At 53.1% G+C, this 25,386-nt stretch carries 21 protein-coding genes; 9 read left to right on the forward strand and 12 right to left on the reverse strand.

Features of this window, described 5'->3' with window-relative positions:
* Window positions 1–2 precede the first annotated feature (2 nt).
* Window positions 3–842: a hypothetical protein gene (locus tag HY962_04485; GenBank protein MBI5646168.1), complete on the forward strand. Its 840-nt coding sequence runs from the start codon at window positions 3–5 to the stop codon at window positions 840–842.
* A 32-nt stretch (window positions 843–874) separates the two neighbouring features.
* Here the strand turns inward: HY962_04485 and HY962_04490 are convergent, their stop codons facing one another.
* Both HY962_04490 and HY962_04495 read right to left on the reverse strand, forming a co-directional pair.
* Complete coding sequence (locus HY962_04490; GenBank protein MBI5646169.1) at window positions 875–1,237, reverse strand: Spx/MgsR family RNA polymerase-binding regulatory protein; 363 nt, start codon at window positions 1,235–1,237, stop codon at window positions 875–877.
* Window positions 1,238–1,289: 52 nt separating this feature from the next.
* A complete protein-coding gene (locus tag HY962_04495; protein MBI5646170.1) occupies window positions 1,290–2,084 on the reverse strand; it encodes a 3'-5' exonuclease in 795 nt (264 codons plus the stop codon).
* A gap of 142 nt (window positions 2,085–2,226) precedes the next feature.
* Here HY962_04495 and hypB point away from each other — a divergent pair, with 142 nt between their 5' ends.
* The 3 genes from hypB to HY962_04510 all read left to right on the forward strand — a co-directional run bounded on the left by hypB (window position 2,227) and on the right by HY962_04510 (window position 5,002).
* Window positions 2,227–2,883, forward strand: coding sequence for a hydrogenase nickel incorporation protein HypB (gene hypB / locus HY962_04500; GenBank protein MBI5646171.1), 657 nt, complete (start codon window positions 2,227–2,229; stop codon window positions 2,881–2,883).
* 93 nt (window positions 2,884–2,976) lie between these two features.
* On the forward strand, window positions 2,977–4,152 hold the full coding sequence (locus HY962_04505; protein MBI5646172.1) for an aminopeptidase P family protein: 1,176 nt from the start codon (window positions 2,977–2,979) through the stop codon (window positions 4,150–4,152).
* A gap of 157 nt (window positions 4,153–4,309) precedes the next feature.
* On the forward strand, window positions 4,310–5,002 hold the full coding sequence (locus tag HY962_04510; GenBank protein ID MBI5646173.1) for an FKBP-type peptidyl-prolyl cis-trans isomerase: 693 nt from the start codon (window positions 4,310–4,312) through the stop codon (window positions 5,000–5,002).
* Between the two features lie 69 nt (window positions 5,003–5,071).
* Here the strand turns inward: HY962_04510 and HY962_04515 are convergent, their stop codons facing one another.
* Window positions 5,072–6,022 carry a radical SAM protein gene (locus tag HY962_04515; protein ID MBI5646174.1) on the reverse strand — a complete coding sequence of 317 codons (951 nt, stop codon included), beginning with the start codon at window positions 6,020–6,022 and terminating at the stop codon, window positions 5,072–5,074.
* A gap of 110 nt (window positions 6,023–6,132) precedes the next feature.
* Between HY962_04515 and surE the strand changes: the two genes are divergently transcribed.
* Entirely contained in the window at window positions 6,133–6,975 is an 843-nt protein-coding gene (gene surE, locus HY962_04520) for a 5'/3'-nucleotidase SurE (GenBank protein ID MBI5646175.1), read from the forward strand.
* Here the strand turns inward: surE and galT are convergent.
* From galT to dnaA, 6 genes are all read right to left on the reverse strand, one after another.
* Window positions 6,917–7,915: a galactose-1-phosphate uridylyltransferase gene (gene galT / locus HY962_04525; GenBank protein MBI5646176.1), complete on the reverse strand. Its 999-nt coding sequence runs from the start codon at window positions 7,913–7,915 to the stop codon at window positions 6,917–6,919. The two genes, surE and galT, sit on opposite strands and share 59 nt — an antisense overlap.
* 82 nt (window positions 7,916–7,997) lie before the next feature.
* On the reverse strand, window positions 7,998–10,178 hold the full coding sequence (scpA, locus tag HY962_04530; protein MBI5646177.1) for a methylmalonyl-CoA mutase: 2,181 nt from the start codon (window positions 10,176–10,178) through the stop codon (window positions 7,998–8,000).
* Window positions 10,168–12,240 (reverse strand): hypothetical protein, encoded by a 2,073-nt coding sequence (locus tag HY962_04535; protein MBI5646178.1) that lies wholly within the window; start codon window positions 12,238–12,240, stop codon window positions 10,168–10,170. The genes scpA and HY962_04535 overlap by 11 nt, the downstream gene beginning before the upstream one ends.
* Before the next feature lie 47 nt (window positions 12,241–12,287).
* On the reverse strand, window positions 12,288–13,097 hold the full coding sequence (locus HY962_04540) for a glutamate racemase (GenBank protein MBI5646179.1): 810 nt from the start codon (window positions 13,095–13,097) through the stop codon (window positions 12,288–12,290).
* Entirely contained in the window at window positions 13,094–15,547 is a 2,454-nt protein-coding gene (locus HY962_04545; protein MBI5646180.1) for an HD domain-containing protein, read from the reverse strand. Before HY962_04545 ends, HY962_04540 begins: the two co-directional genes overlap by 4 nt.
* A 286-nt stretch (window positions 15,548–15,833) precedes the next feature.
* Window positions 15,834–17,225 (reverse strand): chromosomal replication initiator protein DnaA, encoded by a 1,392-nt coding sequence (dnaA, locus tag HY962_04550; protein MBI5646181.1) that lies wholly within the window; start codon window positions 17,223–17,225, stop codon window positions 15,834–15,836.
* A gap of 513 nt (window positions 17,226–17,738) precedes the next feature.
* On the opposite strand from dnaA, the gene HY962_04555 reads away from it, so the two are divergent.
* The 4 genes from HY962_04555 to HY962_04570 are packed head-to-tail and all read left to right on the forward strand — an operon-like array spanning window position 17,739 to window position 20,810.
* A complete protein-coding gene (locus HY962_04555) occupies window positions 17,739–18,242 on the forward strand; it encodes a hypothetical protein (GenBank protein MBI5646182.1) in 504 nt (167 codons plus the stop codon).
* Window positions 18,243–18,266: 24 nt separating this feature from the next.
* A complete protein-coding gene (locus HY962_04560; GenBank protein MBI5646183.1) occupies window positions 18,267–18,785 on the forward strand; it encodes a LytR C-terminal domain-containing protein in 519 nt (172 codons plus the stop codon).
* Between the two features lie 13 nt (window positions 18,786–18,798).
* Window positions 18,799–19,182 carry a ribosome silencing factor gene (gene rsfS / locus HY962_04565; GenBank protein ID MBI5646184.1) on the forward strand — a complete coding sequence of 128 codons (384 nt, stop codon included), beginning with the start codon at window positions 18,799–18,801 and terminating at the stop codon, window positions 19,180–19,182.
* On the forward strand, window positions 19,179–20,810 hold the full coding sequence (locus HY962_04570; protein ID MBI5646185.1) for an arginine--tRNA ligase: 1,632 nt from the start codon (window positions 19,179–19,181) through the stop codon (window positions 20,808–20,810). The genes rsfS and HY962_04570 overlap by 4 nt, the downstream gene beginning before the upstream one ends.
* Window positions 20,811–20,814: 4 nt before the next feature.
* Here HY962_04570 and HY962_04575 read toward each other — a convergent pair whose 3' ends face one another.
* The 3 genes from HY962_04575 to HY962_04585 all read right to left on the reverse strand — a co-directional run bounded on the left by HY962_04575 (window position 20,815) and on the right by HY962_04585 (window position 25,192).
* Window positions 20,815–21,543: an outer membrane beta-barrel protein gene (locus tag HY962_04575; protein ID MBI5646186.1), complete on the reverse strand. Its 729-nt coding sequence runs from the start codon at window positions 21,541–21,543 to the stop codon at window positions 20,815–20,817.
* A 37-nt stretch (window positions 21,544–21,580) separates the two neighbouring features.
* On the reverse strand, window positions 21,581–23,686 hold the full coding sequence (locus HY962_04580; GenBank protein ID MBI5646187.1) for a peptidylprolyl isomerase: 2,106 nt from the start codon (window positions 23,684–23,686) through the stop codon (window positions 21,581–21,583).
* A gap of 138 nt (window positions 23,687–23,824) precedes the next feature.
* On the reverse strand, window positions 23,825–25,192 hold the full coding sequence (locus HY962_04585) for an outer membrane protein transport protein (protein MBI5646188.1): 1,368 nt from the start codon (window positions 25,190–25,192) through the stop codon (window positions 23,825–23,827).
* Window positions 25,193–25,386 lie beyond the last annotated feature (194 nt).

Genomic DNA, 25,386 nt, shown 5'->3' on the forward strand with positions numbered 1-25,386 from the left:
CAATGCGCACCGTGTCGGTACTTGTTATCGCCGTAATTTTTTATGGTTTCCTTCTTACCAGCGGGTATTCCCAGAATATTGTTGAAAAAAGAACAACGCCCTTCGAGGGGTTACCGTTTGCCGGGGAATATTACGGACTTCGAATAGGAACAGTGCGTTTTGTGGGCGATGTAAAAAATGTGACCGAATTTCAGGGCTCTTCAACGCCGTTTCACGGTGCGTTCGATGCGTGGTATCGAAAGGCGCTTATAGCTTTCGGTGTCGAATCCCAATACCTCGTGAGTGATCTTGAACTCTCGGCGGGGTATCGATTCCTGCACGGAGAACACTCTCTGTATGAGTTCAGAACTTTCGCATTTCCTCTAAGCGCGTCGGTGACAGGAGAGTTGTTACTTCATAGAAGTATACGTCCGTTTATCTCGCTTGGAGCAGGGCTGGTTCCCTACGATTTGAAGATAGTCGATATCGATCCATCCATACTTGCTTCACGCATGGTCAGCGGATCGGAGATGGGTGTTGGAATCTGGTTCCCAATCAGATGCGGCATCCATATCGCTGTAAGTGATGCAGCCGATCTCTCTGTCTCCCTGGAACGATCGATCACCCTAACGGACCGGATGGATGGCATTATTTCAAACGGTCTGGATTGGATGAACGATAACTTTCAAACAATCTCTGTGGGAATCGCCGTGCATTTAAGTCCGGCACCCAACTCCATTGTGCTCGATATGTCTGACCCACCAAGTGAGATTGATGGCAATTCGACCGTGGCGGATGGAGAGGGTGGAAAGGAAGATGCCGATCCGGAGTCCGACGAGGATGGTCGAGACAGCGGAAAATGACCGGTGCATCACATGAGCCAAGCGAGAATTCATCAGAGCAATGCGGCCCACTCGTCCTCTTGAAAACCAACGGTCACAAGTTTTGACGATCGCACGATCGGTCGTTTTATGAGCATAGGATCTGCCAGGAGCGCTTCTATTATCTGCGGTCCTGAAAGTGAGGCGGCTTTCGCGCTCCATCCGCCATCGCGATACGATGCGCCTGAAGTGTTCAACATTTTTTTTGGGTGAGAGACGGATGCGAGGGCGCTTTGCAGAAGACTCTGTGACGGAGGAGTTTCGCGCAGATTCCTGAATTCGAATTCCACGCCGTGCTCGATCATCCAAGCAATCGTTTTTTTCACAGTGCCGCAGGTGGGAATGCCCCAAATCTCTACAGAGTTTTTTTTCGCCATGACTGCTTCCTCTTGTTTCGCGGGTTGTACTTCAGCGGGTGATACTTCCGACTCAGTGTGCTTTTTTAGCGGGGAGTCGTCCGGCCAGAGCTTCGCGTAGAACCCTTTTCAGAGAATCTGGGAAATTTTCCTTAATCACCCACTCGAGGTAACGCGGATCCTTGTGAAGGATGTCACGCAGTTCACTCCCTCGATACTTACCAAAGGTGAGTACGGCACGATCACCATCCCAGACTATTTTCCCATCCGAGTCAATCCACGATGGGTCCTTAGGATGTACTTCGGCTTCAAGTTCCGGGATGGTCGTAGGTAGATCGTCGTATCGTCGCAACTGGGATTCAAACACCTCGATGGTGGCCTGAACGTCGGCCAGAGCGCCATGCGCGCCGTCATGCTGTTTCCCGCAATAGTAGCGGTACGCTGCGGTGAGATCTCTCGGTTCGCGTGTATGAAAAATCGTCTGAACGTCCACTACATGTACCGATTCCGTGTCGAAGGAAATCCCGACCCGCTCAAATTCCTGCGCAAGCAGCGGAAGGTCGAATCGGCGGACATTGTATCCGGAAAAATCGCAGCCGCGAAGAAAATCTCGGATAGTCGGAGCAAGTGCGCGGAATGTGGGCTCAAAAACGACATCCTCGTCCGATATTCCGTGGACCGCTGTTGAAGAGGCCGGTATGGGGATCTCGGGGTTGACACGAGAGAGAAACGATTTCGCTTTTCCACCGGGGAGTAGCTTTATGATGGCGATCTCAACAATACGATCGTTCATCACGGACGTACCCGTTGTTTCCAGATCAAAGAAAGCCAGCGGCCGCGAGAGCGCGAGAGTGTGCGTGTGTGTCATACGGTGGTGATTTGAATCTAAAAGGTACGGAATAGAATGCGGATGGAAAAAGGCGTCATTAGCGTGGTAACGTGCCGGGATGCGGATTCCGTATTACTCGCCGAGGGACTATCTTAGTTCCGCACAACATGAGGCGCAAGCAATGTCCATTATCACCGTCGAGCGCGCGGTCCTTAAGAAAAACGACGAGATCGCCGCGGAAAACCGCGCGTACTTCCGCGGGAATGGGACGTTTGTCGTCAACCTGCTTAGCGGTGCGGGCTCTGGAAAAACGAGTATTCTTGAACGCAGCATAGACGTTTTAAAGAGTCGATTACGTCTCGCGATAATCGAGGGAGATGTCCAAACGGACAACGACGCACGGCGAATTGCAGCGCACGATGTGCCCGTAGCGCAAATTATCACAAATGGTTTGTGCCACCTGGAGGCAAATCTTGTCCAGAACGCGTTGCACAGCTTACCGGAAAAACTAGAGCTCTGTATCATCGAGAACGTTGGAAACCTCGTCTGTCCAGCCAGCTATGATCTGGGTGAGGACGTCAAGGTAACGGTCTTGAGTACTACGGAGGGCGACGACAAGCCATTAAAATATCCGGCCATGTTCCGGCGCTCCGATGTGCTCATCGTAAATAAAATGGACCTCCTCCCGTATGTGCGCTTCGATACAGACGCGTGTATCGCTTATGCGCACAGCATAAATCCGGCACTCACAATTTTCCGTACGTCGTGTACGACAGGTGAAGGTATCGATGATTGGTGCGTCTGGTTGCTCGAGGCGGCACAAAACCGCAGAGTGTAAACCACGATGAGTGTCGTCAAACTTCGTTATACACGGATTGGATAAATCCTACTTAGAAACTGTGTCAGAATATCTGGAGGAAAACCCGTGGACATGATCAAAGAAAAACTCGCTCAGGCGGTTGAGATTCTCAAAGAGAAAAAAATTGATGCGTGGCTCACCTTCGTGCGCGAAAGCGCCACGATGCCCGATCCCATGATCGATATCGTGATTGGGCAGCATGCAACATGGCAGACGGCATGGATCATTACCCGCAAGGGCGAAACAATTTGTATCGCCGGCAGTCTGGATGTTGAAGCGATTAAGGACAAAGGTCTGTTTCAGGAAGTAATCCCGTACGTGCAGGGCATAGGTCCGCAGCTTCTTCGTGTCCTTGATTTTCTCAAGCCAAAAAAAATCGCAGTCAATTTCTCGATGGATTCTGTTGTCGCCGACGGTTTGACACACGGCATGTACTTACAGCTCATGAAACATCTGGAAGGGACCAAATACTCGGAGCGGATCGTCTCGGCGCAAGAAATTGTATCGGCCCTGCGCGGAAGAAAAGCTCCGGCGGAGATCGCGAACATCAAGAAAGCGATCTCACTTACACTCGACATCTACAACAAGGTTACCGGATTTCTTCGCATCGGGAAAACCGAACAGGATGTGGCGCAGTTCATTCTGAAGCAGGTCAAGGCGTTGGGTGTAGACCTGGCATGGGGGGCCGATCACTGCCCGGCTGTATTCACCGGTCCGGAACACGCAGGAGCACACTTTGGGCCGACTGCTCGAAAGATCGAAGGCGGGCACGTTCTGAACATCGATTTCGGTATCAAGGTGAACGGTTACTGTTCCGATCTTCAGCGTACGTGGTACATTAGAAAAAAAGGGGAGAAGCAACCGCCAAAGGAGGTGCTGCGCGGCTTCGCCGTCATACGTGATTCCATTCGACACGCGGCCGAGTACCTTGCACCCGGAGTCGTTTCATGGAAGGTGGATGATGTGGCGAGGTCATTCATAGTGAAGAACGGATACCCGGAATATCCACACGCGCTGGGACATCAGGTGGGTCGCGCAGCGCATGATGGTGGTGTTGGGCTCCTGCCTCGTTGGGAACGCTACGGCAAACTGCCGTTCGGACGTATCGAAGAGGGGCAGGTGTTCACCATCGAGCCGCGTTTGCCGATAGAAGGATATGGTGTTGCCACCGTGGAAGAAATAGTGTGGGTCACCAGTACCGCAACAGTGTTTCTCTCCAAGCCGCAGACTGCTCTTTGGGTTGTCTGATCGCTGAAGGGTTGTACTTGCGGATCTTTTTCGTGAACCACGCGTGCCGTATCTTTGTTGCTTGCGTATCGTGCTGACGCACGGTTCCGAGACGCTGCGGGCTGAGAGAATCATCGAACGCGCGTTTCATCAACACTTGAACAACAACGAGGATTGTATGCGTATCGCTCTTTTCCTTCTTCTGGCAGCGGCCTTAGCCGTGCCTGAAGTGCTCGCCCAGAAACCCGTCGAATTAAAAACCCGCCGCGACAGCGTGAGCTACGCCATCGGAATGAATATCGGACAGAACTTCAAGCTGCAGTCGATCGACGTAGATCTGACCATACTCTCAGCCGCGATGGAAGCTGTGATCAAAGGCGGACAGACGGCAATGACCGAAGATCAGGCGGGCCAGTGCGTCATGTCGTACCAGCAGGAAATGATGGCGAAACAGGAAGCAGAACGAAAAATATCCGGAGCGAAAAACAAAGCTGAGGGTGATTCGTTCCTGGCTGAAAACAAGAAGAAAGACGGAGTGAAAACCACCGAAAGCGGCCTTCAGTACAAGGTCCTCGTGGAAGGCACGGGTCCCAAGCCCACAGCGAGCGACAAGGTAAAGACGCATTACAGTGGAAAACTCATCGACGGAACCGAATTCGACAGTTCCTATAAAAGAGGCGAACCCGCCGTTTTCCCGGTCACAGGCGTGATCAAGGGATGGACCGAAGCGCTGCAGATGATGACCGTTGGCTCCAAGTGGCAGCTCTTCATCCCGTCCGAGCTTGCATATGGTGAGCGCGGAGCAGGGCAGACCATCGGACCAAACGCGGCCCTGGTCTTCGACATCGAGCTACTCGGAATTGAGAAATAATCCGAGTCACAGAGTGGCTATAAGGCCGGGCACGCACCCGGCCTTTTTATTTACCTCACAGAACGGGTATTATCTGAACGTGTGCCGTCCGATTCGTCCGTGATACACCAGACCGCTGGACTCATCCCGGGTTTCGAGAAGGTCGTCCGCTATGAGCGCGTGCAAGAGAGGCAGCAGGTCGTCCGCTGAATATCCAGTGACATCCGTGAGCTCAGAAATTGTGCAAGGGCGCACTTGCAGGGTCGACAGCACTAGATTCCGTACCTCCGAGTCATGCTCCGACATCGAGGCGCCGGGTCGACGCGATGCCACAATTTCCACTCGTTCCCCGAGTGATCTCGCAATCTCTTCAAGCCGACGCGTACCCACAGGCGCTATCCATGAAACTGCTCCCGGTCGATCCAGGGTGTTCAACTGCACGCGCTCATATCGGAGCGTTTGAAGCAGTGCGCGGAACAGTTCAATCTCGTGCGTTGTATCGTTGAGTCCCGGGACAAGAAAAATCTCCAACCAAATTTTCCCCGGGAACGAATCACAAAAAACCCGAAGCCCGTCAATGAGCGCGGTCGATGTCATTCCGGGAACGGGTCTGTTCACATGTCTGAAAACCGTTTCGGAGACAGCATCGAGAGAGGGAATCACGAGATCGGCCTGCAGAAGTGCGTCGCGCACTTCGCGGAGATGCAGCAGGCTGCTGTTCGTAATAACAGTAACACGGTACGCGGGAAATTCTTCCTTCAGAAAAGAAACCACCGTACCGAGTCCCGTATGGAGAGTCGGTTCACCGGATCCGGAAAAGGTGATGGAATCCAGGCGTGGTGCCTTCAAAAGAAATGCTCGCAGCTCCGAAATCACTTCCGCAGTGGGCGTATACTCCCGACGGGCCGCAGTCAGAGCACCCGTTTTTCCGCACTCACAATAGACGCAATTAAAAGAGCAGCTTTTATCGGGTGTAAGATCGACGCCGAGTGAAACACCCAGGCGTCTGCTGGGTACTGGACCAAAGAGATATCGATACATGGCATGGAAAAGTACATCAACGGCTTGGAATGCGAAAATCGTATTCCGCGGGCTTTGTCACGAAATAGCCCGGGGTTTTTCCACACACACCAAGGGTGTAGATTCGTGTTATGAGACCCACCCAGAAAAAACTACCGCACGAACGGCCAATCATTCTCGTATCAAACGACGACGGATACGACTCGCCGGGAATTTATGCACTTGTCATGGCGATGCGTCCACTCGGAGATGTTGTAGTAGCAGCCCCAGCCACACAACAAAGCGCTGTGGGACATGCAATCACCATGCAAATGCCACTGCGTGCGAGGGAGATACGAAGGGGGATGTATTTCCGCGGATGGGCGGTTGAAGGAACTCCCGCCGACAGCGTCAAACTTGGCGCGACAACACTCCTGCCGCGGCTGCCCGACCTTGTTGTTTCGGGTATCAACCACGGGATGAACACTTCGATCAATATCATTTATTCCGGAACCGTGTCGGCCGCAACCGAGGGAGCAATTCTTGGAATCCCTTCGATTGCCTTTTCCCTGGCGACGCACGCACTCGATGCCGATTTACGTGGAGCCTCGAGGCATGCACGTGTTATCGCTTCAACGGTGCTCAAAAATGGATTACCGCGAGGCACACTTCTGAATGTGAACGTACCCAACATTCCCGCAAACGAAATTCGCGGTATCAAGGTCACACGTCAAGGGCGCTCGTGGTGGGACGATGGCTTTGAGTCCCGGTCAGATCCGAACGGGCGCACATATTACTGGCTGTTCGGGAGTTATGTGTGGGATTCGGATTCCGATGCAGACGATGTCGCCCTACGAAACGGTTTTGTATCGGTTACACCGCTTCACTACAGTCTCACCGACGAAACCCTTTTACGCGAATTACAGGAATGGAAATTCACGAAACGGCCTCACCGCGAAGGTGTCGCGCGCACACTTCGGGGGAAGAAGGGTTGATGTAAATACCGCTTCCTATTTCAAAACCCGCGGGCGTGGTGATCTTTGGAATAAGGACAAGGTACCAATGCAGATACCGAACGTCCTCGTCACTGATTGGTGAGGATCGAATCACGAAATTGTAACTAGGATCCGCCAGCAGGTCTCGAATCCGGGCGGTCGCATGCTGTAGTATCTCTGCAAGCGAAGCTATTTCCGTATCGGTGATCAACGTGAAGCTTGCTGCGTGTCGCTTCGGAAGAATGCGCACCTCGTACGGTGAACGCGAGGCAAAGGGACAGTATGATACAAAGTGATCGTTTTCTTCTATAATTCGATACTCCTGACGAAGCTCCTCGGCAAGCATATCACAATAGACGCATGATCCGAACGAGTCGAGATGCAGTGCCGCGAGATGAATCGGATCACGCAGGTGTGGTGGGATGATGGGTGAGGCGATAATCTGAGAATGCGGATGCGAGAGAGATGTGCCGGCTCCGGGTCCGTGATTCCTGAAAACAATCACCATGGAAATATCGGGCATCGATCCGATGTCTTGCGACCGCTCGCGGTAGGATCGAAGCACGTCGACGACCCCTTCGGGTGGAAGGGAGGAAAACGAGAGATTGTGCAGGGGTGATTCGATGACAACCTCGGCGACCCCATGATTACCTGCCGTCAAAAATAAACCCGCCTGGTGTCGGAGTACCGCGCTTCCAGGATCGAGCGCTGAGTACTTGTTCCTGATCACCCTCAGCGACCAGGCGTTCTCCGTACCATAGCGAAGCATTTCCGCGCCAGTTTCAGTTTCATTCCCCGGACAAAAAGGGCAGGTTGGATCGTAGGTGCTTCTTGCGGGAATATCGGATTTTTGTGTCCGATAATCGGACGGGCGTTTTGCACGCTCCGGCGCAATGATCACCCATTCTTTTGTGACGAAGTTCTGTCGGAATTCGGGCATGGGAACCCTCCTTCGATGTCTTGGCTGGTTCTCGTACCCGCGGGATGCCCGGACCACCCGGGTCCCGCGGGTACGACCCTCGTCATCGCATGAGGACTTCCAGAATCTTTCTCGCAGCGCGGGCGATCACAGTGCCCGGACCAAAAATCGCAGCAGCGCCGGCGTCGTACAGGAAGGAATAATCGGGTGCGGGAATAACACCGCCGACAACAACCAGAATATCTTCTCGCCCAAGTGTCTTGAGTTCCGAGATCAGCGCGGGGACGAGTGTTTTATGTCCCGCAGCGAGACTCGACACACCCACAACGTGCACGTCATTTTCCGCAGCCTGTTGCGCGGCCTCCGCGGGTGTTTGGAATAAGGGACCGATATCGACATCGAAGCCCAAATCGGCGAAGGCCGTTGAAATAACCTTCGCGCCGCGATCGTGTCCATCCTGCCCGAGCTTTGCGATCATAATCCTGGGACGTCGTCCTTCGGCGGTGGCAAACTCGTCCGCAAGCGTTCGTGCAGCTATAAAATCGGCATCTGTACCTGCCTCGCTTGAATAGACGCCGGAAATCGAGCGGATCTCCGCCTTATGACGCCCAAACACCGACTCCATTGCGTCGGACATTTCACCAAGCGTTGCACGTGCACGCCCTGCGACCACACACGCCTCGAGCAGGTTTCCGTCCCCGGAAGCCGCGTGCGCAAGAGCATCCAGCGCGTGTCGCACCTCATCGTTGTTTCGATGCGACCGTAATTCTGCGAGTCGGGCGATTTGCGCGTCACGCACCGCTGAATTATCCACTTCAAGAATTGGGATGGATTCTTCCTGCTGCAGTTGGTATGCGTTTACACCGACAATGATGTCCTTGCCCGCATCGATGCGCGCCTGCTTGCGTGCCGCGGCTTCTTCTATTCGCATTTTGGGAAGCCCTGATTCAATGGCACGCGTCATTCCTCCAAGATCCTCCACCTCCCGAATCAACTCCCACCCGCGCCGCGCGAGTTTCCCTGTCAGGTATTCGACATAATAGGATCCACCCCAGGGATCGACTTCCCTGCAGATGCCCGTTTCGTCCTGCAGGAACAACTGCGTGTTTCGTGCGATGCGGGCGGAGAAATCCGTTGGGAGAGCGATGGCCTCATCAAGTGCGTTTGTGTGCAGGGACTGCGTTCCGCCAAAGGCGGCTGCAAGCGCTTCAACGCAGGTGCGCACGACGTTGTTGAACGGGTCTTGTTCGGTAAGACTCCAGCCCGAAGTCTGGCTGTGCGTCCGAAGCGACATCGATTTTGGATTCTTCGGCTCGAATTGTTTCACGAGTTTCGCCCACAGCATTCGTGCGGCACGCATCTTGGCGATCTCCATGAAGAAGTTCATCCCAACACCCCAGAAGAACGACAGTCGCGGTGCGAACTGATCGATACTCAGGCCGGCGTTCAGGCCGGCCCGAATGTACTCGAGTCCATCAGCGAGTGTGTATGCCATCTCGATATCAGCCGTGGCACCGGCTTCCTGCATATGGTAACCCGAGATAGAGATGGAGTTGAATTTCGGCATGCGTTTGGCAGTGAAGGCGATCACGTCCGACACAATGCGCATCGACGGTCCTGGAGGATAGATGTAGGTGTTTCGCACCATGAATTCCTTCAGGATATCGTTCTGGATCGTACCGCTCAATTTCTCCATCTGGACGCCCTGCTCCTCAGCAGCCACTATGTAGAGGGCCATGATGGGAAGCACGGCGCCGTTCATGGTCATCGAGACGGACATACGATCGAGAGGGATCCTGTCGAAGAGGATCCGCATATCGAGGATGGAATCGATCGCAACACCCGCCTTCCCTACATCGCCAAGAACGCGCGGATTATCGGAATCATACCCACGATGTGTTGCAAGATCGAATGCTATCGAAAGACCCTTCTGACCTGCTGCGAGATTTCTGCGGTAGAACGCGTTTGATTCCTCGGCGGTTGAAAATCCGGCGTACTGGCGGACCGTCCACGGACGCACAACATACATCGTCGAGTACGGCCCCCGCAGGAACGGAGGAATACCAGAGAGAAAGTCGAGATGATCAAAACCCCTGATATCGGCTTTTGTGAAAAGTGGTCGGACTGGTATCTGCTCGGGTGTTCTCCAAATCAACTCTTCAGGATGATCTTGTCCGAATTCCATCGCCTCTGATCGATCGCGCGAAGATTCAGACGCACTGTTTGGCGGCTCGCCGAGAAACTCGTCGAATCCGTAAGGGATGGTGGTGAAGTCAGTTTTCATTGGAACCCCCGTCGCGATCGGTGATATCTAGCGCTGAAAGAAGCGCGTTCAATTCGTGCAAGAGATCCGCGCGCACATGAATAAATCCATTCACCCCGGCTTGTTCAAGTTTTTCCACATCGGCTTTGGGATTACCTGCAACGAGAAAGACGGGTGATACACCTGTACGACGCACCGTGTCAATAATCGTTGGCACCGTTTGGGAGTACGCGGCATCCTCACTGCACGCAACAACGATATCCGCATTCAGCGGCATCGCGTTCTCGAGGGCCTCTTCCACAGAATCACAGCCCGGCCCCTCGGTAATCTGGAATCCTGCAACGCCGAGGAAACCAGCGCTAAAGGTGGCTCGTGCACTGCGCCAGACTGGCGGCCCGTACAACAGAAGATACACTCGAGGTTTTCGTCCCGCGCTCTCAACACGCAGGCGAATATCCTCTATATCCTTCGCAATCCTCTCGTGTCGGAGGTGAACCTCTATTGGCGAGGATGCTTCCTCTGGATACATGCAGTGAACAACCTGCAAAGCCGTAGCTCCCGTGTTGAACACTGCGGCCACGTCGCGAATAAACGATCTTCCCGCTTTCTTAGCGCTGGTCCGCAGAGCAGATGATATCTCCGACGGGAGGGGTTCGGAGTGTGGGCGTTTCTCGGATTGTGGTTGTTGAGGAGGAACACATGTTTCGCCAAGATTCGGGTACTGATTCGTTCCGACGAGCACGGTTCGGCGTGATGCGACCGCGGCGACACTTGTTGCGTGAGCCAATACAATCCTACGCTGCAGCGCTCCGCTGCGAACGACACTCAGCCATCCACCATCCGCTTCGAGTTGCTGAAACTCAAGCCATGCCGCTCTAGCCAACTCTTCCGTTCTCTTTTCAATGGAGTACGACCCACCCGCCGGATCTACAACGCCGTGAAGGTGTGATTCGTGCATGAGTAGCAGGTTGGTATTGCGCGCAATTCTCCGAGCGAGGCCGGTCCGTTCTCCAATGACTTCGTCAAAGGGTCTCACCGAGATGGAGTTTGCGCCGGCGATGGCACCAGCCATCGCTGCAAGCGTCGCTCGAAGAATATTCACATGGCGGTCATACATCGTCATTTCTCGGCTCGACGACTCCACGTGCAGGTTCATTGCAAACGCGTTGTGGATTTGTCCGACTGTGTGTTTTACAATCTTCGCCCACAGCATGCGAACGGCGCGCAGCTTTGCAACCTCTTCCAGTAACATGCTCCCCACGGGGAAGGAGAATTGAACCGACTGTGCAACGAGTTGTGGATCCACTCCGCGTGCCTCGCACTCGCGTAAACACTGCAGCGCACCGCCCAGAGTGGCGGCAATCTCCAGTACCGGTCCCGCACCTGCGTTGTGATATATCGAGCCAGAAACGACGAACGAACGAAATCCAGGCAACGCGTCGTTCATCCCGACAACGGTGCTCGCAAGTGCATCGAAACTTCTCTCGATACTGATCCTCCGCGTTTTTTCCGACAACAGCGACGAGCACGGGTCGAGCTTCAAAACGCCTGAAAAACGCGAGGCGTCGAGTCCTCGCTGATGAAGCGCTTCGAAGGCCAGCGCACCAAATACAGGCGTCATGATACCTGCGTCCAACACGATCCCGGCGCCGGAAGAAACAAATGGATCCAGAATTTCAGCCAACTCGGCGGGTGTGCCCGGGTGGTTTTGTTCACTAAACAGAAATTCATACTCCGCCGGATGCAGATCGTCCTGCTCCAGAGCGCTGCAAGCAGCCGTCACTTCGTCGCCAGTCGTCAGAGAGGAGCGAACCGCCCAACCGCCAACAGCCTGCCCGTAGCGGCTTGTACCACGTAAATACGGAGCTTCTCCTGGAATCGTATCGAGATGGCTTATGGTGCTCAGATCGTCCGCTATTGAAAGCGGGGGAACGGTTCTCCCGTCCGCTGTTTTGGACACGAGCTTCTTTTCGAAATCTGCTCCATCGAGTTCGGCTTCAACGAGTGTGCGCCACTGGTCGGACGTGACGTGCTCGAACTCATCGAAGAGGGGAACTTCTTCTTCGGGTTTGTGCTTCTGCATTTTTGTGTTTTTTAGGTGCGTGTATGAAACAGCACGAGTATGTGCTGTTACGGGATATGGACTTTTGTAACGCGCATGTGCGCGGTACCGAGAAAAATCTCCCCGAGCTCTTTGAACCTCTGGGGAACATCCGAGACATAAAAGCTGTAGTTCGGTAGTGCGGTGGACGGGTTTAGAAGTTCCGATGATTCGAGAACACGGGCTACTTCCTCGGCAGCAGCCTCGCCCGAGTCAACAAGCCTGACACCGGTTCCCGCGGCTGCGGCAATGACGCCACGTAGAATGGGATAGTGCGTGCAGCCAAGAATAAGAGTGTCGATGCCTTCACGGCGCAGGGGCGCTAGGTATTCCTCGGCAACCATTGCGGATATCCTGTGCTCACTCCACCCCTCCTCCGCGAGCGGCACAAAGAGAGGACACGCCCGCGACACGACGTGTGCATTATGTGCCCTGGAGCGGATTGCCTTAGGATACGATTCACTTGCCACAGTCGCCAGTGTGCCAATCACTCCTATGCGGCCGTGCTTACTGGACACAATTGCAGCCACTGCTCCGGGTTCTATCATGCCGATGACCGGTATTTCGAGCCGGTCACGGAGCACATCAAGTGCAACGGCGGATGCAGTATTGCAGGCAACAACAATTACTTTGACGTTGTGACTCAGCAGAAAATGTGCGTCTTCTAACGCGTACTGCCGAACAACTTCGGCGGATTTGTTTCCATACGGGACCCTGGCTGTATCACCAAAATAGGTGATGCTCTCATGCGGCAAACGCTTCATAAGCGCCCGAACCACAGTCAGGCCTCCAATACCGGAGTCGAATACGCCTATACTTCTTTGATCTCGAGGTGTCATACGCGGGTGACCGGACCAGACTCCGGCATTGTCAGCAGGCGAATCTGTTCGAGCAGTGCCGCTCGAAGCTCCTGCTGGCGGGGTGCGTCGTCGATGGGCATGCCGTCGACATCTGCAACGTAAAATGAATCCACGACTCCATCAACCCGTGTTGCAATCTTTGCGTGGTGGATGTTAAGCCGAAAGGAGGAAATGGTCTGAGTGAGACGGTATAAGAGACCGAGTGTGTCGGGAGCGAAGACGTCTACTATCGTTTGCGCTGTTCCGGTGTCCGTTACATGCTGATGATAGGTTACCGCGGTATGGGCGGTGGTAATCGTTGACTTCCTGAGTATCCTTTTCCATTTACTACGATGCTGCCTGAAGAGTTCTTCGGTGTTGGCACGCAGGGTTAAGACACGTGCGGTTTGTTCTTCAATCACCGCCCGCTGCTCGGAACGCAAGGGGCCGTGATGAATGAGATCAACAACTTTAAAGACATCCACAACCGTTCCGTCTGGTCGTGTCCGTATTCTCGCATCTATCACGGATGCATCCGCTGCAAGAAGTACGGCGGCGATTCTGGAGAGCAGATACGGAGCATCCTGGCAAACAAAAACCGCCTCTGAATAGGAGGATTGTTCCCTGAATACAACCACGCCAGCCGACCCGTGATATACCTGATCTATTGCAGCTTGTACATCCGGCTGATTCTCACGCGAACCGTCTATATCGTATGTCCACTCCTCTCCAAACACGGAACCTGAAGACAGGGCGGACCCCACGCGCGAGTCAATCTTTTCCTGCAACAGGCGTTCCGACTCGTCCAGGCCGAGCAGAATACACTCTTCCGTTTTGCTGTACAGCTCTTGCAGAACCTCGTTTTTCCAATCGGTCCATACATTCGGATTTAACGCGGAAAGGTCTGCATAGGTGAGCAGGTACAGAATATTCAAGCGTCGGATGGAACCGACTGTCCGTGCAAACGGGAGCAGTGTAGCCTTGTCATGATAGTTCCGCCTGAAGGCAGTCTGTTCCATAAGCAGATGATACCGAACGGCAAAGGCCACATCCTCCGCAATATCGTCACGACCAATTTTTTGGAGCACCTTCCGGGCTGTTTCAGCCCCGGTAATTTCATGGGTGGCGAGATCCACCGGTTTGGCGATATCGTGGAAGAGTATGGAATAGTACAGGACGGAGGGATCTGGAAAAGAGCGAAAGAGTGATCCAAGAAATCCGGGCCTATCCACCAATCTTTCGCATTTTTCAAGAGCAATAAGTGTGTGCTCGTCAGCGGTGTAGAAATGATAGATGTTGTGCTGGAAAAATTGTGCAAGCAGTCCAAATTCGGGAATATAAGACCCCAGTATCCCATAATCGTTCATAATCCGCAGCATCTTACCGACGGTGGACTTCTGTCTGAGCAGTGTGTCAAACGCCTGGTCGTCTTCGGAGTTGAAAAACAGACCCGAAGCAGACGCTTCGGCAGTGAGAATATCACGCTCCTTGATGCTGGGGAGTCGGTTATTTGTTGCGCACTCAAGAAAAAATTCCATAACATTCTTCCGAAGAAGCTTCTCGGATACTTTTTCCGATGGAATGTCATCCGAATACGAGGAATAGACACGATCGTAGATACCGATCACGGCTTTTGATTGCCTGTAGTATTCCGTCATATATCGCTCAACGGATACCTTTTCGGTCTTCGACCCATAACCCAATTTTTCCGCAACGTGCCGCTGAAGATCGTACTCAAGCGTGTCGTGAAGGTGTCCAACTGCCACATGCATTGCGTCGCGCGTGTTTTGAAAAAACATCCAGGCCTGTATTACTGCCTCGCGTTGTTCCTCTGTCAGGGGCAGGTTGAAAACACTTTCGGGAAAATTTGGACGTAATTCCGCGGGATATCCTTCTTTCTGCCATCCCCTCAGAATGGCTGCGTAATACAATGCATGGATATCGCGCAGAGATCCCGCACTGTTTTTGACGTTAGGTTCAAGAAGTTTGCTCGAATCCCCGTGTATTTCTCTTCTTCCAGAAAAATAATTCCCGGCTGAACGCAAAATTTTGTCCACGCCGAGCGATCTAACCTGACAGAACAGCCCTTCTTTTAATTCCACGAAAACTCGCTTGTCTCCTCCAAGAAACCGCGCCTCCAAGAGCGTCAACCAGGATCGAATATCTTTGTCCAGCATCATCAGACAATCCGAAGGACTCCGTGCAACCACGCTCATTCTCGGGATACTGTCCTGTAAAAGTTGAACAACGGAGCGCACTACTTCATCCGGCACGACAAACCCGTCAGATCTGAGGATAAGGATGTCCACATCAGAGTAAGTTACCATCTCAGAACGGCCATAACTCCCAAGCGCCAGAAATCCCATCCTATGTGATTCCGGAAACCGGGATATGGCGGCTATCACCTTCTTATCGGTGTCGGGCGTTAGTGTTGTCCAGGTCGCGAGCATAAGTAATGAGTGCTACAAGTTTTTACTGTTAAAAATACACCTATTGTTATTGAAAATGTGGATATGTGGATAACACCACCGTAACCATGAAAACTCGAAAAAATTCAAGGAACTCGGGATTGTTCGCTTAAAGTTACGCTTGATGTGTACAGAAGATTGCGGTATTGTGGATAAGTACGATTTTTACTCAGGCCGTACGTCCACGTACAAAAAGAAAGAAGGCGCGACTCAGAAGCGCGCCTTTTTGTACACGGTGTACACGGAGTTATCCACATTACAACGAACATCATCCCGAAATGTAGGATATCTGTTTTTTGAGGTTGTCTACGTGGCTGCGAAGATTCTCGTCTTCCTGAAGCAACGATTCTATGGACCGGCAGGCATGAATGATCGTTGTGTGATCCCGACCACCAAAATGGAGTCCGATAGTTTTCAACGATGCCCGGGTGTACGTCTTTGAAAGATACATTGCCACCTGCCGAGGGAGTACAATTTCCTGCTTCCTCGTTTTTGCCCGCAGCGAGTTCTCGGTGACCTTAAAGTGGTCGGCAACTATTTTTTGAATTTGCTCAACAGCCAGATCTTTTTTCTCTGCTGAAATGACGTTTTTCAAGACCTGTTCCGCGAGGGTCAGATCAATCGGTCGCTGTTCGAGAGTATGGCGAGCGATGAGTCCGATATAACACCCCTCAAGTTCCCGGATATTCGATTTCACATTCGAGGCGACAAACTCGACCACATCCTGTGGGAGTTCGATATGGTCGTCCTCGGCCTTCTTTCTCAGGATGGCTATACGTGTTTCCAGGTCCGGAGGCTGAATGTCGACAGTGAGACCGCACTGGAAGCGCGAGATGAGTCTTTCGTCTAGACCGACAAGATCCTTCGGAGGCCGGTCCGACGAGAGTATTATTTGCTTCTTCAGTTGGTGAAGGGTGTTAAAAGTATGGAAGAATGTATCCTGGGTTCTTTCCTTGCCCGAGAAAAACTGAATGTCGTCGACGATGAGTACATCCATGCTTCGGTAGAAGCTTGAGAACTCGATCGATTTGTTCTTTTCGATGGACTCTACAAAATCGATCGTAAATTTCTCACTCGAGACATAGCACACCTTTTTTCCTACATTTGCGCTTACGATTGCGTTTCCCACCGCCTGTATAAGGTGCGTTTTGCCAAGCCCCACACCCCCATATAATACGAGTGGGTTAAACGCCGTTTCGCCGGGATTTTTTGCGACATTCAGTGCCGCAGCGCGAGCGAACTGATTGCCATCCCCGCGGATGAAGTTCTCGAAGGTGAACTTGGGATTGAGGTTGTTTTGAAAAACATCCCTTGGATCGGGCGATTCGCTGCGCAGCGGTTGGTCTTGTCCTGCACCTTGCGCATCGGATGAAAGAAGCGGGACGGCGTCTGCCGTAGGGACTTTAACGGCGTACTGAAGCCGCGCATCGGCGCCGACGATAGAGCGAATGGTGTCTTGGAGCAAATCAAAATAGTGCTCCTCAAGCCATTCGTAGAAGTAGGTGCTCGGAACCTCGAGGGTGAGCATCCCCTCCTCCAGCGAAGTGGGGATAAGCGGTTCGAACCAGGTCTTGTAGGACAACGGTTTCACTTTACCGCGTATTTCATGCAGGCACTGACGCCACACAAACTCCGGGCTTGTTGTCGTGTATGATTCCATTGTATTCACGTGCTGGGTCCGCGGGTTGTTCACAATTGGAAAGATGCAGAAATAGGCGAGAATTGTATTGCACCAGGATCCAGCCGCGCTCGGTAAGTCAAAAAAAATAACCGAGAGTTATATCGAGATGCGCAAAACACGGCTGTTTTTAATAGACTTGACTGTTTGCTGCCAAAAACATCCTCCGAGGTTCTCCCGGCAAATCGGAGACTGCGTCGGGTGGGTGCGTTTGTGACCGGGGCGTTGTCCACACGTTATCCACAGGCGAAATGGCTGCGGTGTGCTTGAGCATTATAGACGCCCACGGGCGGATTTTCAACCCCGTAGGCGTGGGGTGCGCGACTTGATTTTTACGAAGTCATACTCGATAAACGATTTACAAACATCCGTGGGACGAAATATTTTTTTCTTGTCAAAACGGAGTGTTTCGGCGAACCGGACGGGCGTTCGACTTGATTTTGATCCTTCCACCGTTTACAATGTTGCGAACGGTACTCTACCAGAAACTCGAAAATGAAAAAGCATATTTCGCTCCTTTTTATCCTCCTCTCTGTATCGGCGCACGCGCAATTCCGCGGCCAGGAGCCCCGCACGCCCTCTGTTGAGGAACATCAGATACAGAGATCCTCTTCTTCCGTGTTTGGGTTTTTTGATCCGTCCCGTTTCTCGATGTCGCACAGTGTGTCGATGGGATATCTGAGCATGGGCCGGGAGGGGTTGGGTTACTCCGCATATACGAACAGCATGAAGTATCAGATTTCGGATCCGCTCTCCGTCCGTGCTGATATCACGATGATGTATTCGCCGGTCGGCTCTCTCTCAGCGAAGCTGAACAACACCTTCAGCGGCATTTTCCTTGAACGTGCACGCATCGATTATAGACCGTCAAAAGAGTTCGGCGTGTCCCTGCAGTTTCAACAGATGCCGGCATACTCCTCCCCGTGGAACAACGCATTCGGGTATGACGGCCTGGGATACCGCCGCGCCATATCAGATCCGTGGGACGAGAGCCGCTGACGCCTCAAGCCAAAGTTAGAAGCCATGCTGACCGGGCACATTGTGTCCGGTTTTTTGTATTTTGCAGTGATGACTAGGAACAATAACAGAGAGAGACGTCTTAATCCGGGAAACATGCTGCTGAATTTCGCGATCGTTCTCCTGGCAGCGATTGTTGTTTTTCTCCTCTACTCCTTCGTCAACACAACAATGGTGAATACCCCCGTCGACAATCAGGCCGATTCGAGGGGGATGACGACATCGGGAGAGGTGATTCAGTTGGATGTGTTGAACGGCTGCGGCGTGCAGGGAGTGGCGCAGGACTTCACTGATTTTCTGCGCAAACGGAAATTCGATGTCGTCCAATCGTCAAACTACACATCGTTTGATGTCGTGGAATCGCTGGTCATCGATCGGGTTGGGAACAGGGCTACCGCGAGCAAGGTTGCTCACGCTCTGGGGATCGACGTCAAAAACGTCGTGACACAGATAAACCCCGATTACTATCTGCATGTTTCTGTCGTCATCGGCAGGGATTATCAGGAATTGAAACCGTACAAATAATACAGGACTCGCTTTGACTTCACACGAAACCGCCCGTGCCGCCGCCGCATTTGCGCTCGAAAAAAAGGCGCACGATGTCGCCATCCTTGAACTGGGCTCACTTTCGGATGTAACGGACTACTTTGTCGTCTGTACGGGTGACACCGACACGCATGTGAAAGCGATTGCAGACCACGTTGACGATCAACTGCGAATAGCCGGGAGTCCGGTGTGGCGACGCGAGGGCCTGCAGACACTCCAGTGGGTGCTACTCGACTGCGTGGATGTTGTCGTGCATGTATTCCAGCCGCGTGTCCGCGAATACTACGACATAGAGCGCTTATGGGGAGACGCGCCAATTGAAAAGATCACTGACGCACCGGACGGCACGGTTGTCACCGTGGAGCAGGAACGATGAAAGAGTATCTCGAAGCACGGCTTCGTGACGCCGCTCGCTCGGCGGGATACGACATCGGGGATGTCGATGTTCAGTTTGAGCGCCCCAAACAGGCGGGGCACGGCGATCTTGCGAGCAACCTCGCCATGCTTCTCGCAAAAGTGGCCAAGAAGAACCCACGAGAGCTGGCAGCGCACCTTGTTGACGCTCTCGTACTCGATGAACGGCGGATCAGCAGTGTGGAAATTGCCGGACCGGGCTTCATCAATTTTAGATTTTCGGAATACTACCTCGACGATCAACTCGCGAACATACTCGAGAGAGGACCGCTGTTCGGAAGAACTTCCATGCACAGCGGGAAGAAGGCAAACGTCGAGTGGGTCAGCGCGAATCCTACCGGACCGCTTCATGCCGGGCACGGGCGACAGGTTTGCCTCGGCGCCACCCTTTGTTCTATTCTCGAGCATGCCGGCTGGGATGTGACCCGCGAATACTACTTCAACAACGCAGGCAACCAGATGAACAATCTGGGCCGCTCCGTCCGCGCGAGATATCTGGAGAAATGCGGAGAGGATGTCGCGGCGGATGAAATTCAGTATGCGGGCGAATACATCGCGGGTATCGCGGAACTTGTGTATGAGGAGCACGGTGACGGAAAAAAGGATGCGCCGATCGAGTATTTCCGTAAAGCCGGTGAGGAGTGGTGTTTCACACATATCAAGCGCACGCTCTCCGCGTTGAACGTTCACCACGACGTCTTCTTCAACGAGGACTCACTTTACCGAGACGGGAAAATTCAAGAGGTGATCGACGAACTGCGCGCGCGCGACCTGGTATACGATCATGAGGGAGCGCTGTGGTTGCGAACCACAAAATTCGGCGCGGACAAAGACCGGGTTGTCGTAAAAAGCACGGGCGAGCCCACGTATCGTCTCCCTGATATCGCGTATCACCGGGACAAAATATCGCGTGGATACGACAAGGTTATCGATATCTTTGGCGCGGATCACATCGCAACAATTCCAGATGTTCTTGCAGGCGTCGAATCGCTGGGATTACCTGTGAATCATGTGGATGTTATTATCCACCAGATGGTGAGCTTTGTGAACGAAGGTGAAGCCGTCAAGATGAGCAAGCGCTCGGGGAACGTGTACTATCTCGATGATCTTATTCGCGACGTCGGCGCGGATGCCGTCAGGTACTTCTTTGTGATGCGCGGCGCAAACGCGCACCTGGAATTCGATGTTCAATTGGCTCGAGAGCAGAGCGAGAATAATCCCGTGTATTACCTGCAGTACGCACATGCGCGTATCGCAAGCATCCTCCGCTTCGCGGAATCAGAAGGTCGCGATCTGACAGCAATTCCCGATCTCTCACGATTGAGACATCCCGCTGAATTAACGCTGATAAAGGCGTTGTCGGGTCTTCCGGAAATAATCACCCTATCCGCTTCAACATACGAGACGCAGCACATCTGCACGTACCTGCACAGTGTCGCCGGTGAGTTTCACCGCTTCTATCACGAGTGCAGGGTTGTGACCGAAGACGAAGCGCTCACCGCGGCGCGACTCGCCCTCTGCCGCGCAACAAAACAGGTGCTCGCGAACGGCTTCGTCATACTCGGCATCAGCGCTCCCGAGCGGATGTAGAGTATCAGAAGTGGAATGACACGCCGGCGCTGTAGACATTCCCGTTGACGTTCACGCGAGAACGGAATGGCCGTTGGTCGAGCGGGTAGTGCACACCGTTTGATAGAACAGACGGCTGCTCGAAGACGTTCGAGGGTGTTATCAGAGGATCTCTGAAACGGAATTCCATCTGGATCGAGAGTGACGGAAACACAAAGTACTCCATTCCAAAAACGGTGAGAATGTTGAACGCCGGTACGGAGCGAGTTGCCGCTGATGCGATTCCGGCGACCTCGTATCTGCGTGAACCCAGATACAGTCCCCCTCCTCCTCCAAGAAAAATTTGAAACCGCTCGCCGGTAAACGGTAGGATAAAAAGCACCGCACCCTCGATGGCGTACATGTTGAAGCCATCGGTGAAAGTAGTGGCATTGTAGTCCCGGGTCGCTGTTTGTGTTTCCAGATACTCCGCGCTCAATTGGATTCGGGTTGAGCGGGACAATTGGTACGAATAGGCCAGCCTGCCACTGAAGACGAAGCCGAAATCAATCGCGCTGTTGCGTTCGATCTCATCGTTGGAAAACGGGGAGGTGTACAGACGTGCGCTCGCGACCCCATTCACAAAAGCACAAATAGATTGGGGGCGATCCTGCCCATGCGTTGCTGCAAGAGACAGGAATAAAAGAGGTACCCCCCGGAGGAGGGCCGAGAAGCCTCTCCTGCGGGGGGTGCGATATGGAGTAGAACGTCGCATCGACGCATGCGCCTGAGCGCGGCGGGTCAGTCCGACATCAACGGAAGAACTTGTCGCGGTTATCCGTGATGCTGACTGTCTCCCTCATTTCATCCAACCACGTCTGGATGAATTCGTTCGAGAGCTGCTGCGCGTTCTCCTGGCGTATCTGATCCTTCTTAACTTTGAAGGCGGTCTCATCGAACGGGGCCTTGTTGACGACCTGAAGAACGTAGACGCCGCGCATACCACGGAAGGGCTGAGAACGCTCGCCCGGCTTCAGACGCATGACTGTTCCAATAAAAGCCTCGTCACGGCCGACGGTCTGGGGGCCGGCTGCCGGTGTAAACGTTTCACTAAACTGGACTGTAAGACCAGGAGTCGATGCGGCTATGTCCTGCAGCGATTTTCCCGGGGCCGCCTTAGAGCGTGCAATTTCCAATGTTTTGCGCATCTGGCGATCGTACACGACCTGAGCTTTGATCTGTTCTTTGACGTCGTCGAGAGGACGATATCCCTCTGGACGCGTGGCGGAGACCATGGCAACAACATAGCCGTTTGTTGCACGGTGCACGTCACTCATCGTCCCGACAGAATTTTCGAATGCAAACTTCATCAGCGAAGGATTTACACCGATGTTCGGGATGTATGATGAGCCACTCTGCTGGGCAAACTCCGGCGTCTCGAGAACCTGGAGCTTCTGCTTTTGCGCTTCCTGCTCGAAGTTGCTTTCATTCTCGGCGAAGTACTTAAAGGACTCAGCATTTTCCCGAACAGTATTTGCGGTGCGTGAACTCGGTTTGACTGAGAGTCGAATTTCCGCGTACTTGATTTCCTGGGAAGAGCGCCCTGTGACCTTGATGACGTGATATCCGTAGGAGGTTTTCACGGGGCCGACGATTTCGCCGACCTTTGCTTTCAGACACGCATCCTCGAACTCTTTCACCATTCGGCCTTTTCCGAACCAACCGAGAGATCCCCCGCGTTCTGCGGCGCCCGGTTCTTCAGACAGTCGACCGGCCAATGCCGCAAAGTTCGCACCACCGCGAGCCTCTGCCAACGCCTTGTCGGCTTTGGCCTTCTGATCCGCGTCATTCTGTCCGCCATCGGTTCGAAACAGAATGTGCGATGCACTCGTAAGGGCTTCTGTTCCTTCACGCTGATCCATGACGCGGAATACCGAGAATCCCGTCTCGTTCGGTAGCGGCCCCACTATGGAACCGACCGCTTTGCCGAAGAGGTCGTCAACGATCCGTGGATCTATCATCTGACGGGTGACAAACTGGTCCTGATACTGCTGTTCGGAATTCTTTTTTACAAGCTCGAGGAAATCCTTCCCCTTGTTTGCTTCTTCGATCAGTGCCTGCAGCTCACTGCGGATGGCAGCGGAGTCGTCGGCCGACGGAACTTCGGAGAAGAGGACATATTTGAGTTGTCTCATCTCCTTCGTTTTGAACTGTTTCTTGTGTTTTTCATAGAAGGATTTATACTCATCCTCAGTCGGAGCGGATGTATCCTTCTGTGCAAACACGCGGGGATCGAAGAGCACAAAATTCGCCGCGAGCTGTGTGTTTTGGTCCACGAACTTCGAGCGAAGATCCTGATCCGTCATGAATACAGCCGATGTAAGAACGGCAGTAAGCTTCTGGCGAAGCAGATCGTCCTTGAGCTGTTTTTCTATTTCCGCAAGAACCGGGAGATTTTCCGCTCCGGGATTTCGCAGAAAGAGTTCATATTGTTCGCGATTGAAACGGCCTGTTGAATCGCGAAAATACCGCGCCAACATTTCCGGAGGCGCCTCTCCGGTCACCCAGTCAACCACCTCCTTGTCGCTGACGGAGAGACCGAACTGGTCCGCAGCGCGTTTCAGCACGGCCTGCGTGACAAAATCGTTCCATACCTGTTCGCGAATCGACAACATCGCGTTTTCGTCCAGCTCCTTGCCTTCATTCTGCTGCTTCTGCTGTTCAGCGAGACGGTCAACAACCTGCTGGAACTCCTGATACGTAATGGCCTGACCATCGATGTTTCCAATTTCAGATGCAGAGCTCTGAAATACCGAGCGGATATCGATATCACTCACCACCCAGAACGCGATAAATACAACCGCGAATGCAATGATGAACACGTGCGCATTGTCACGCATTCTTGTCATCATGCCCATACTCGAGTTTCTCCGTATAATCCAAAGAGGTACAAAGTAGCCGCTAAATATAGTTGGACAAGCGGGATAATCCAAGGGAAACGAAAAACGGCGACCCGAAATACGGGCCGCCGTTCCAGTATTAGACTGTTTCGGGATTTAGAATCGATACGCGATGGAAAAAATGAGCGACATACGGGTTGTGGCCTCATCGATCCGCAGCGCCGAGTCGGGGACATTATTCGTGTCGGGATCCGGGTAGTTCATGCGGTAGGCGCTGAATGAAGAACTCTGTAGTGTGGCATTGATCTGAAAATTGTTTGGTAGGGTATATCCGAGACCTGCCGCGAAGGTTTTTGTGTCGAAGTCGGTCGCATTCGACGCTTTTGCATCTTCCGAGTACGGGGAGACCGCATTTGAATACCCTCCGCGTACCTGGAGACTTGTGCCGGGAACCGTGACCTCCGCACCGATCCGGTAATTTGTAGTTGCCCGGAGTTCACGCTTTAGATCTTTATTCAACCTGTTGAAGGATGCGTCTGATCCATCACCAAATTCGATGAGCGAATAATCGGGAAATTCCACATCGGCGCTGATCCGTACAAAAGATACGGGTGTCACGGACGCTCCGAGTCCGAATACCCAGCCGGTAGAAATATCATACTCACTGTTGCTGGTGGGCAGACCGAATTCTTCCAACCCCGTACCGAAGCGGGCGAGCCCGGTCACATCGTACGATTCCGTTACCGTGACGGAATACGGACTTTGGACGGTCACACCAACACGAGCGATATCCTGCACTTTGTACAAGAAGCCAAATTTTGCATTCCATCCACCAATGTCCTGGTTCACGAGCTGGTTGATTTCGAGGGATTGGAAATCGGTACGGGCGCGATTTCCATAGCCAACGATTGTCCCGCTGTGGAGATTTCCCGGATCCGTTTCGAGAAACGTCCGGTCGTACCGGTATGTCCCGGAAAGGACGTTGAGTGTCACGCCCACAAACATGTCGCGCGCAACCTCCATGCTGCCGCCGAACGACCACTGGCCGAGGTTTCCGCTTTCGAGCACATCCTGTACCTGGTACACGTTTTTGTTGATCGTAATTGCGTTCCACCCGGGAATACCTTGGTCCTGGTATGTGAACAGGATGGTGTCCTCAAGTCCGAGATTCCACGCCAGGTCGTAGTCGCTGTCGGTGTCATCATACAGCGAGCGCTGGATGGAACTGTAGGGATTAAAACCGTCCGTGCGGAGGGCGCCGGCATAATTAGCAAGCCGGTTGTATCCAGCCGCCAGAACAAAGCTGCCGCGCTGTACCGGGAAGGGTAGAACCATTCCGATCGAGCTGAGATGTGTTGTACTGTTCTCGTACGGGGTGGTTATTCCGAGATACGTTGCATCGTTGTCGACGCTGAGATTTGTGAGACCGATGGCGAATTCCGATTCCCGGATAAGCCCGAGCCCGGCAGGATTCCAGTGGATCGCCGAAAAATCGTCAGCAACACCTATAAAGGCATTACCCATGGCAGCAGACCGTGCACCGGCTGCTTCAGTTGGGCGGGCAATACGAAGTGCGTCTTCAAGGAATTGTGCTTTAACGGTGCCTGTCAATAATAAACCCAAGAAGGCAATCTGGAGTACTCTGAACATCGATTTCATTTCTACACCTGTTAGCGGAGAGTGTCGCTACCTTCGTAATGAGTATAGTTGGTTGGTGG

Source organism: Ignavibacteriota bacterium (assembly GCA_016218045.1).
GTDB lineage: Bacteria > Bacteroidota > Ignavibacteria > SZUA-365 > SZUA-365 > JACRFB01.

Coding starts and splice junctions, on each gene's coding strand:
- HY962_04485 (MBI5646168.1), top strand. CDS start 3: ATGCGCACCGTGTCGGTACTTGTTATCGCCGTAATTTTTTATGGTTTC.
- HY962_04490 (MBI5646169.1), bottom strand. CDS start 1,237: ATGGCGAAAAAAAACTCTGTAGAGATTTGGGGCATTCCCACCTGCGGC.
- HY962_04495 (MBI5646170.1), bottom strand. CDS start 2,084: ATGACACACACGCACACTCTCGCGCTCTCGCGGCCGCTGGCTTTCTTT.
- hypB (MBI5646171.1), top strand. CDS start 2,227: ATGTCCATTATCACCGTCGAGCGCGCGGTCCTTAAGAAAAACGACGAG.
- HY962_04505 (MBI5646172.1), top strand. CDS start 2,977: ATGATCAAAGAAAAACTCGCTCAGGCGGTTGAGATTCTCAAAGAGAAA.
- HY962_04510 (MBI5646173.1), top strand. CDS start 4,310: ATGCGTATCGCTCTTTTCCTTCTTCTGGCAGCGGCCTTAGCCGTGCCT.
- HY962_04515 (MBI5646174.1), bottom strand. CDS start 6,022: ATGTATCGATATCTCTTTGGTCCAGTACCCAGCAGACGCCTGGGTGTT.
- surE (MBI5646175.1), top strand. CDS start 6,133: ATGAGACCCACCCAGAAAAAACTACCGCACGAACGGCCAATCATTCTC.
- galT (MBI5646176.1), bottom strand. CDS start 7,915: ATGCCCGAATTCCGACAGAACTTCGTCACAAAAGAATGGGTGATCATT.
- scpA (MBI5646177.1), bottom strand. CDS start 10,178: ATGAAAACTGACTTCACCACCATCCCTTACGGATTCGACGAGTTTCTC.
- HY962_04535 (MBI5646178.1), bottom strand. CDS start 12,240: ATGCAGAAGCACAAACCCGAAGAAGAAGTTCCCCTCTTCGATGAGTTC.
- HY962_04540 (MBI5646179.1), bottom strand. CDS start 13,097: ATGACACCTCGAGATCAAAGAAGTATAGGCGTATTCGACTCCGGTATT.
- HY962_04545 (MBI5646180.1), bottom strand. CDS start 15,547: ATGCTCGCGACCTGGACAACACTAACGCCCGACACCGATAAGAAGGTG.
- dnaA (MBI5646181.1), bottom strand. CDS start 17,225: ATGGAATCATACACGACAACAAGCCCGGAGTTTGTGTGGCGTCAGTGC.
- HY962_04555 (MBI5646182.1), top strand. CDS start 17,739: ATGAAAAAGCATATTTCGCTCCTTTTTATCCTCCTCTCTGTATCGGCG.
- HY962_04560 (MBI5646183.1), top strand. CDS start 18,267: ATGCTGACCGGGCACATTGTGTCCGGTTTTTTGTATTTTGCAGTGATG.
- HY962_04570 (MBI5646185.1), top strand. CDS start 19,179: ATGAAAGAGTATCTCGAAGCACGGCTTCGTGACGCCGCTCGCTCGGCG.
- HY962_04575 (MBI5646186.1), bottom strand. CDS start 21,543: ATGCGACGTTCTACTCCATATCGCACCCCCCGCAGGAGAGGCTTCTCG.
- HY962_04580 (MBI5646187.1), bottom strand. CDS start 23,686: ATGGGCATGATGACAAGAATGCGTGACAATGCGCACGTGTTCATCATT.
- HY962_04585 (MBI5646188.1), bottom strand. CDS start 25,192: ATGGGTAATGCCTTTATAGGTGTTGCTGACGATTTTTCGGCGATCCAC.